Raw genomic sequence first — 8,378 nt, forward strand, 5'->3', positions numbered from 1 at the left:
TTTTACGGGGAGAGGGGACGTGCCCTGCGAGAGGTGGGTGAGGGACGGAGAGGTTGCGGTCGCCCCGTTTACGGGGAGAAGGTGGCGGCAGGCGGATGAGAATCTGTGTTGGTTGTCAAGGCGGATTTGGGGTCCAGAGTCGGTCCTGAGCTAAGAGGCAGTTAGCGAGAACGAGAAGTTTGCGCATGACGGCGACTAGGATCACCTTGGGTGGTTTTCCTGTGGCTTTGAGTGTGTCTGCGAAACGAGCAAGAGCGGGATTGTAGCGACAAGCCGACAAGGCGGCCATGTAGAGTGCACGCCGGGGTGCGGGCCTGCCGGCGCGAATGGAACGACGCCCGGTTCGCGCGCCGCTGTCGTTAGCGATTGGAGCAAGCCCTGCCAGCATGGCGGCCTGCTTGCCCGAACAACTGCCCAACTCGTCCATTCCCGCCATCAAGGCCAGGGCCGTGATGCGGCCGACGCCGGGAATGGAGGTGAGGATCTCAGCCTTGCGGCAGAGCTGCGGATCCTCGCGGACACGGCGCTCGATCTCTTTGTTGAGACGTTCGACATGCTGTTCCAGCTGGCGTGTGAGGCGGTTGAGTTCTCCGCGCAGAAAGGCGGTGGTGGTCGTCTTGCTGCGATTTTGCAGGGCGGTGATGTCGCCTATGGTTGCCGATCGTGCATTGACCAGCTCCTGCAAGGCCTCAATGTGAGGAGTTGGCGGCGCGTCGGCCGGCGGGCGCAGGCTCTCGGCCAAGAGCGCCAGGAAACGGGCGTCGAGCCGGTCGGTCTTGGCGAGATAGCCGCAAGCGCGGGCAAACATGCGCGCACGCAGCGGATCGATCACAGCCACGGCAAAGCCAGCGAGCCAAAGCGAGCGATGGGCGGCGCGATGGAACTTGCCGGTTGCCTCCATCACGATGCTTTTGGGCCGATGCTTGGCCAGCAGCCGTTTCAGCTGCCGGATGCCCATCTTGTCATTACTGAACCGCCGGCTTTCGCCCAGCGGATGCAGATGAACATCAAGCCACTCTTTACTCACGTCCACACCGGCATAAACTACCGGCATCGCGTCTTCTTGGAACGAAACCTTGCCTTGCATGCGGGACTTGCTCCCCATCATCTGTTCAGGACAAACGCGAGGACGGCCGGACCAATCTCATCCCCGGTTCTAGCCAAGGGGCTTGCGGTCCCGGCCGTCCGCGCTCCGGCGGATGGCCATCCGCCGGAGCGCGCACCAATCATCCAACAATTAGTGCGAATTGAACATGCAAGGGGCTGTTCCGCCGATCTTCTGGGCGGGGATGTCACGTGACACTGAATTCCCGCTCGGGACAGGACCGGCAGGAGGCCCGGACCGGCAGGAGCGCCACTGCATTCGCATCCGGCCATCGCTGTTGTGCCGCAGAGGTCACCCCATTCTCCGTCCTCCTCGGGCTTGACCCGAGGATCGGGCTTGACCCGAGATCCACCTTCGCCCCATCAGCGACAGCAGTGGATGCCAGACTCGGGGCCCAGGACGGGCGGAAACGCGGCCTGGCGGAAGGCACTCGGTCATATTGCGTAACACCTCGCCATATGGCGTGATGAAATAGTTACGTGGAAGGGGCTGAGATAATCACGCTGAAGGCCGAAAGCGGTTGAAAAGGCCTGCACTTTCGCCGGAAATTGCGTAAGCACCAAAAAAGGTCGGCTTCTTTGCGGCCTCTACCCCATTTGGGTGATGCTCTTTGCGATGACTTGCATTAGAAGTTGTTTCAACGCAACCTGATGCTTCTGTGGAAACGCGGGCGGTCAATGTGCGTATTGTCGAATTTGCATGCGGTTTTCCGGGCAGAGGGCAAGGACCGGGAAATCTGGGGCAATTCCAGGAAACGCGCGAAGCGGCTTTCGCAGGAATTGCGTGAAGATGGAGCGATAGGGCATTCCATTACTTGAGGAAAGTGCCCTGGGTTGAGGGACCCCCCGTCCGGTTTTCCTGGCCGGACGGAAACAAGGCTTTGCGGGACATGTTGCAGTCCCGCAAAGCTTTTTTTATGCCTTCCTGATGCCGGGCGAGGTTTCAATCGTTTCATCAGCCATGGCACACAAGATTTATTGTGCAGCGCAACATTTTGCCGCATTTGTCGATTTTCATTTCAACACCAACGGATTAAGCTGATTACTCAGACGCTGGCAGTGCTTGACCTCTCCTGACGTCATTCTCGACGAGCATGACGAAAGAGAAGTTGGCAAAGATGCCGGCAGTCTGAGGGGATCAAGCTGATCCCTCTGTGGTGTTGGGGGGAAGATGACCAAGTGGGTCTATACGTTCGGCGACGGGCAGGCTGAGGGCCGGGCGCGCGATCACGAGATTCTGGGCGGCAAGGGCGCCAATCTCGCGGAAATGTGCGCCCTTGGGCTGCCAGTTCCGCCGGGGCTGACGATCGTCGGCGATGCCTGCCACACCTATTACAAGAACGGCCGCCATATCGAAGACGCTCTGAAAGCCGAGGTGCGCGCCGGCATATCCGGTATCGAGGCGATCACCGGCCGCAGCTTCGGCTCCACCAGCCAGCCGCTGCTGCTCTCGGTGCGCTCCGGCGCCCGCGTCTCCATGCCTGGCATGATGGACACCGTACTCAATCTCGGCCTCAACGACGAGACGGTGCAGGCGCTCGGCCACGATGCCGGCGACGCCCGTTTTGCCTGGGACAGCTACCGCCGCTTCATCCAGATGTATGCCGATGTCGTCATGGGTCTCGGCAATGATGCCTTCGAGGAAATCCTCGAGGACGAGAAGGCCAAGCTCGGCCACGAATTCGATACCGAACTCAGCGCCTCCGAATGGCAGCATATCGTCTCGCTCTATAAAAGGCTGATCGAGGAGGAGCTGGAGCAGGAATTTCCGCAGGATCCCGAAGTCCAGCTCTGGGGTGCTGTCGGCGCGGTCTTTTCCAGCTGGATGAGCGCGCGCGCCGTCACCTACCGCCAGCTCCACAATATTCCGGAAGCCTGGGGCACCGCCGTCAATATCCAGGCGATGGTGTTCGGCAATCTCGGCAACAGCTCTGCCACCGGCGTTGCCTTCACCCGCAATCCTTCCACAGGCGAGAAGGCGCTTTACGGCGAATTCCTGGTCAATGCCCAGGGCGAGGATGTCGTTGCCGGCATCCGCACGCCGCAGAGCATCACCGAGGAGGGGCGGATTTCCTCCGGCTCGGAAAAACCCTCGATGGAAAAGCTGATGCCGGAGGCGTTTCGCGAGCTCTGCCGCATCTGCACCGAGCTCGAGATCCATTACCGCGACATGCAGGATATCGAATTCACCATCGAGCGCGGCCGGCTGTGGATGCTGCAGACCCGCTCGGGCAAACGCTCGACCCGGGCGGCGATGAAGATCGCCGTCGACATGGTCGACGAAGGCGTGGTCACCGAGGAAGAGGCGGTGCTGCGCATCGAGCCCTCGAGTCTTGACCAGCTCCTGCATCCGACGATCGATCCGCGCGTCACCCGCCAGGTGATCGGCACCGGCCTGCCGGCCTCACCCGGCGCTGCGACCGGCGCCATCGTTTTCACCGCCGAAGAGGCGGTCGAGGCCGAGGCCGAAGGCCGCAAGGTCATCCTGCTGAGGGTCGAGACCAGCCCGGAGGATATTCATGGCATGCATGCCGCCGAAGGCATCCTGACGACGCGCGGCGGTATGACCAGCCATGCGGCGGTGGTTGCCCGCGGCATGGGCATCCCCTGCGTCGTCGGCGCCGGCACCATGCGCATCGATCAGCGCAACGAGCGGCTGCTCGGCGTCGGCGTCACGCTCAAGAAGGGCGATATCATCACCATCGACGGTTCGGCCGGCCAGGTGCTGAAGGGCGAGGTGCCGATGATCCAGCCGGAGCTGTCGGGCGATTTCGGCCGGATCATGGGCTGGGCCGACCGGGCCAGGCGGATGACGGTGCGCACCAATGCCGATACGCCGGCCGATGCGCGCGCCGCCCGCTCCTTCGGCGCCGAGGGTATCGGCCTTTGCCGCACCGAACACATGTTCTTCGAGGGCGAGCGCATCCATGTCATGCGCGAGATGATCCTGGCCGAGGATGAAAAGGGCAGGCGGCTGGCGCTCGACAAACTGCTGCCGATGCAGCGGCTGGATTTCACCGGTCTGTTCACCGTCATGCACGGCCTGCCGGTGACGATCCGCCTGCTCGATCCGCCGCTGCACGAATTCCTGCCGAAGACCGATGACGAGGTCGCCGAGGTCGCCTTCGCCATGGGCATGGAGCCGCTCGCTTTGCGCCAGCGCGTCGATGCGCTGCATGAGTTCAATCCGATGCTCGGCCATCGCGGCTGCCGGCTGGCGATCTCCTATCCCGAAATCGTCGAGATGCAGGCCCGCGCCATTTTCGAGGCGGCGGTGGCCGCAGCGAAGGAGACCGGGGCGGCCGTCGTGCCCGAGATCATGGTGCCGCTGGTCGGCCTGCGCACCGAGCTCGATTACGTCAAGGCGCGCATCGACGAGGTTGCCGGCAATGTCATGCGCGAAGCCGGCATGAAGATCGATTATCTCGTCGGCACGATGATCGAGCTGCCGCGGGCCGCACTTCGCGCCCATGTGATTGCCGAAGCCGCCGAATTCTTCTCCTTCGGCACCAACGACCTGACGCAGACCACCTTCGGCATCTCGCGCGACGATGCTTCCGCCTTCATCCCCACCTATCAGCGCAAGGGCATCATCGAGCACGACCCCTTCATCTCGCTCGATTTCGACGGGGTCGGCGAATTGATCAGCATCGCCGCCGAACGCGGCCGGCGCACCCGCAACGACATGAAGCTCGGCATCTGCGGCGAACATGGCGGCGACCCGGCCTCGATCCGCTTCTGCGAGACGATCGGGTTGGATTATGTCTCCTGCTCGCCGTTCCGCGTGCCGATCGCCAGGTTGGCGGCGGCGCAGGCGGTCATTTCAGCCGGACTGGAAGAAATCCGCCGCAGCCCGAAGGACCTCCGGGCTAGCTCGTAAAATACCGCGGAGTTTGGGGCAGGGGCCTGCGGCACTCAGTGATACCGCCGCCAGTGGTCGCGGTAGATATAGGGCCCGTTCAGATCCCAGGCCATGCGGTCCATCATTTCCGCACTGTTCGCCCGCGATTCGGCCCGCCGGTCGAGATCGATGCGCTGCAGGCAGGTGGCAAAACCATCCGTGCCGCGGCGGAAACCATAGCTCAGGCATCGCTGCTCATCCGCCGCCCGCCGCTCCTCCGGCGTCATCGTCTGGCAGGCGGAAAGGCCGGGGAGGGTGGCGAGCAGGGTGATGAGGATGGGGATGCGCATTGGTTTGGTCCTTGGCATGATCGCTCAGAGGAAATGCCATTAGGGCGAGAGCGTCAAGCCATTGATTTGACCTTCGTCGGACTGCCGCCACGGCAGAAGCGCCCCTGTTTCGCGGGGTTCTGGCCACTTGCCGATCTCTCCCCTTTTGGGGGAGATGCCCGGCAGGGCAGAGGGGGGGCACGCCCTGAGTGCGCTGCCGTTTCCGACCGTTTCGGACAATGGACCGTGCGCCGGCTTTTTTGGCTGCGTGCGGCGGGCAGCACCCCCCTCTGTCCTGCCGGACATCTCCCCCACAAGGGGGGAGATCGGCTGGGGGCAGCCCTCCTCACCAGACTCAAGCCGCCCCGGCCGGATCGCCGATCGGCAGCAGCGCCGGGTCGAGCGGTGGATCCTGCGGGTTCTTCGTGTCGGCGGGGTCCTGCACCGGCGTCAGTGGCGGTTTTTGCTGGATGGGGTCGGGAATGCCGGGTGTCGGCGTCGGGCCGCGCGGGGTGTCGGCATTGGGCGTGGGAATGGGGTCTCTGTTCGGCATGATCGCCTCCTTTTCAAAAAAGGAACGGCATCGCCTGCACTTGGTTCCACTTTCGCCCCCGGGCATTCCTCTGTATGAGGATCACTTGCAAGCATGGGAACGAGCATGGCCATCCGCGATCGATTTTCGAAGAAACTGAACTGTCCGCAATGCGGCAATGAGGGCTTTGCCGAGGCCTCGGAGATCGACGATCCCAAGCGCAAGCACCCGGATTTCAAGGTCGATCAGCTGCCGCGCGGTTTTGGCGTGCAGCGGCCGTCGAACCACCAGGAATCTTTCATGATCAAGTGCGAATGCGGGCGCAAGTTTCCCTTCCGCAGCCTTGCGGAGGCCGCGGCCGACCGGCGCTAAAACTGCCGCTAAAGCTCAGATCCGCTCGAGCACCTCGATGAAGGCTTCGGCGAAACGTTTGAGATGCGCGGTCTCTTCATCGGGCGACTGGATGCGGATTTCGGTGCCGGCATAATCGAGCAGCGCCAGCACGACGCGTGTGCCGCTGCCGTGATCGGGAATGCGCAGCACGGCGATGCGGCGGCAATCCTCGATAAGACCCCCGGCCGGCAGGTCGAACAGCAGTTCGCCGCCGGAACGGTTGGCGGCCTGGCGCACCGCCTCGCAGAAACCGGCATCGCCGCCGGCATAACCTTCGAGCGAAAGTTCGAGCTCGACCAGCTCCATCGGCAGCATCGGCTCGGTGTGATCGATGCCGCCAAGCGCAGACGCCTGCGGCCTTGCTGCTATCTCGGGTGAAATCATCCCGTCTCTCCTTGCCTTTGAATTCGGAGATGAAACCCCGGCAGAATGGCCTTTTTTTGACATATCAGCAAGGGCTTACAAAGCAGGTGGCGTTTCGCCCGGGCCATCACCCGCGAATTCCGTCGGATATTCCGAGACAACAGATTCAATTGCCCAGATCCGGATGATTTTAGGCCGGGCCGGCCTAAAACCTGAATCCGGATCTAAATCAAAGAAATAGAGCATGATGTCGTCCGAAAACCGCTTCACACTTTTCGGCATCATGCTCTAAACAGGGTTACGGCGATTTGCGTGGTTGAGTGCGCGGCGCTGACGAGCAACCGGTAAGTTTGATGGCCATCCGCTTCGACCGTCCCGTTTCCAGCGCCGCCCGCTTTTCGCGGCTGCTCGGGGCGTTTTCGCTGGTGCTGGCGCTGGCGGTGCTGATCGCCCATCGCTTCGGCGGGCTGGCCACCCCCTATCTGGTGCTGCTGCTGATTACCGCCGCCGGCTTCGCGCTGCTTTCCGCCATGCTGGCCGCAGTTGGGCTGCGCAGCCTCTGGATGACGGGGGCCGAAGGCGGGCTGGCGGCCCTTGCCGCACTGATCTATGCCGCCTTTCCGCTTGCTATCGGCGCCTTCGCCACCGAGCGTTACCTCACCCTGCCTGCCATCTACGACGTTTCCACCGATCCGGTCTCCGCCCCGGACTGGCTGTCGGCCCCGAAAGCCGATCAGATCTGGCTGAAGCGCAATCTGCTGACGCCGGAGGATCGCGAAAAGCAGATGGCGGCCTATCCGGAACTCACCGGCCGGCGTTACGAGGGCGCGCTCGACCGGGTGCTGGAGGCGGTGCGCAAGGTCGCCAAGCAGAGCGGCTTTGTGATCGTCAAGAGCGCCGGCACCACCGAGCCGGACCGCGACCTCGAGGACAGGCCGGCAACGCCTCAGCCCGGCGACGACGCCGTTGCCGATGCACCCGGCATCATTCCCGTGCCGACGCCGCGCCCCTATGACGACGATGTCGCCAAGCTGATCCGCGGCGCCAACGGCGTGACGCTGCAGGCAGCCAACCGCACGCTGATCCTCGGCCTGCGCTTCGATATCCTCATCCGGCTGCGCGAAGAAGCCGAAACCACCTTCGTCGACATCCGCGTCGCCTCCCGCTACGGCCAACACGACCTCGGCTTCAGCGCCGCAATCGCCGGGGATTATTTGAAGGCGCTGGATGCCGAACTGCTGGGGATTGCGGGTGGGTGAGCAACGGTGCCGCAAAGCGGCAGCAATCGATCCGGCGAATCGATTGCAGTTGCGAACGCCCTGAGCCCAAAGCGAAGGGCCGGGATAGGGTGCGGCACCCGCAACCTGCTCACACGGCACGCCGCCAAATATTTGCGAGACCGCCACCCCAACCTCCCTCTCCAAGTCAGTTTATGCGGGCGCGAGCATTAATTCATTTTGCTGCTGCAAGGCGTCTCTGACCCGGGCGTTTGCGATGGTGATGATCTTGCGCATGATGGCGGTGAGCGCGACGCGCTTTGGTTTTGCGGCCTTGAGCAGCGCCTGATAGGCTGTGGCGAGCGGACTATTGCCACGGCAGGCGGCGAGACAGCGATGAAGAGCGCCGGACGGATCTGGCGTCGCCCGCCGGTGGTGCTGCGGTGCCAGCTGGCCTTGCCACTGTCTTTGGGATGCGGAGCCACACCGGCGAGGCTTGCGACCTGGCGGCGGTTGAGGGTGCCGAGTTCGGGCATGACGGCCAAGAGCAGCGGCACCAGAACCGGTCCGATGCCCGGCACCGACCGCAATGATTTAGC

Annotated in this window: 8 protein-coding genes and 1 pseudogene; 3 read left to right on the forward strand and 6 right to left on the reverse strand. The window is 63.1% G+C overall.

Features of this window, described 5'->3' with window-relative positions; genetic code table 11:
* Positions 1–115 precede the first annotated feature (115 nt).
* Positions 116–1,087 (reverse strand): IS110 family transposase, encoded by a 972-nt coding sequence (locus RLEG4DRAFT_RS37990; protein ID WP_003580220.1) that lies wholly within the window; start codon positions 1,085–1,087, stop codon positions 116–118.
* A gap of 1,188 nt (positions 1,088–2,275) precedes the next feature.
* On the opposite strand from RLEG4DRAFT_RS37990, the gene ppdK reads away from it, so the two are divergent.
* On the forward strand, positions 2,276–4,984 hold the full coding sequence (ppdK, locus tag RLEG4DRAFT_RS37995) for a pyruvate, phosphate dikinase (protein ID WP_003584818.1): 2,709 nt from the start codon (positions 2,276–2,278) through the stop codon (positions 4,982–4,984).
* A gap of 35 nt (positions 4,985–5,019) precedes the next feature.
* Here the strand turns inward: ppdK and RLEG4DRAFT_RS38000 are convergent, their stop codons facing one another.
* Together RLEG4DRAFT_RS38000 and RLEG4DRAFT_RS38005 are read right to left on the reverse strand one after the other, a co-directional pair.
* Entirely contained in the window at positions 5,020–5,295 is a 276-nt protein-coding gene (locus RLEG4DRAFT_RS38000) for a hypothetical protein (protein WP_003584820.1), read from the reverse strand.
* Between the two features lie 334 nt (positions 5,296–5,629).
* Complete coding sequence (locus RLEG4DRAFT_RS38005; RefSeq protein WP_003584822.1) at positions 5,630–5,827, reverse strand: hypothetical protein; 198 nt, start codon at positions 5,825–5,827, stop codon at positions 5,630–5,632.
* Between the two features lie 105 nt (positions 5,828–5,932).
* Here RLEG4DRAFT_RS38005 and RLEG4DRAFT_RS38010 point away from each other — a divergent pair, with 105 nt between their 5' ends.
* The gene (locus RLEG4DRAFT_RS38010; protein ID WP_003584823.1) at positions 5,933–6,178 is read left to right on the forward strand and encodes a hypothetical protein; all 246 of its coding nucleotides are present in this window, start codon (positions 5,933–5,935) and stop codon (positions 6,176–6,178) included.
* Positions 6,179–6,193: 15 nt separating this feature from the next.
* Here the strand turns inward: RLEG4DRAFT_RS38010 and RLEG4DRAFT_RS38015 are convergent, their stop codons facing one another.
* Both RLEG4DRAFT_RS38015 and RLEG4DRAFT_RS38020 read right to left on the reverse strand, forming a co-directional pair.
* Positions 6,194–6,583 carry a hypothetical protein gene (locus tag RLEG4DRAFT_RS38015; RefSeq protein WP_003584825.1) on the reverse strand — a complete coding sequence of 130 codons (390 nt, stop codon included), beginning with the start codon at positions 6,581–6,583 and terminating at the stop codon, positions 6,194–6,196.
* A 75-nt stretch (positions 6,584–6,658) separates the two neighbouring features.
* Positions 6,659–6,808 (reverse strand): hypothetical protein, encoded by a 150-nt coding sequence (locus tag RLEG4DRAFT_RS38020; RefSeq protein WP_171898211.1) that lies wholly within the window; start codon positions 6,806–6,808, stop codon positions 6,659–6,661.
* Positions 6,809–6,915: 107 nt separating this feature from the next.
* On the opposite strand from RLEG4DRAFT_RS38020, the gene RLEG4DRAFT_RS38025 reads away from it, so the two are divergent.
* A complete protein-coding gene (locus RLEG4DRAFT_RS38025; protein WP_003584828.1) occupies positions 6,916–7,821 on the forward strand; it encodes a DUF1499 domain-containing protein in 906 nt (301 codons plus the stop codon).
* Positions 7,822–7,992: 171 nt separating this feature from the next.
* Here the strand turns inward: RLEG4DRAFT_RS38025 and RLEG4DRAFT_RS39660 are convergent.
* A pseudogene (locus RLEG4DRAFT_RS39660) lies at positions 7,993–8,378 on the reverse strand (transposase); the annotation flags it as partial.

The organism is Rhizobium leguminosarum bv. trifolii WSM2297, from assembly GCF_000271845.1.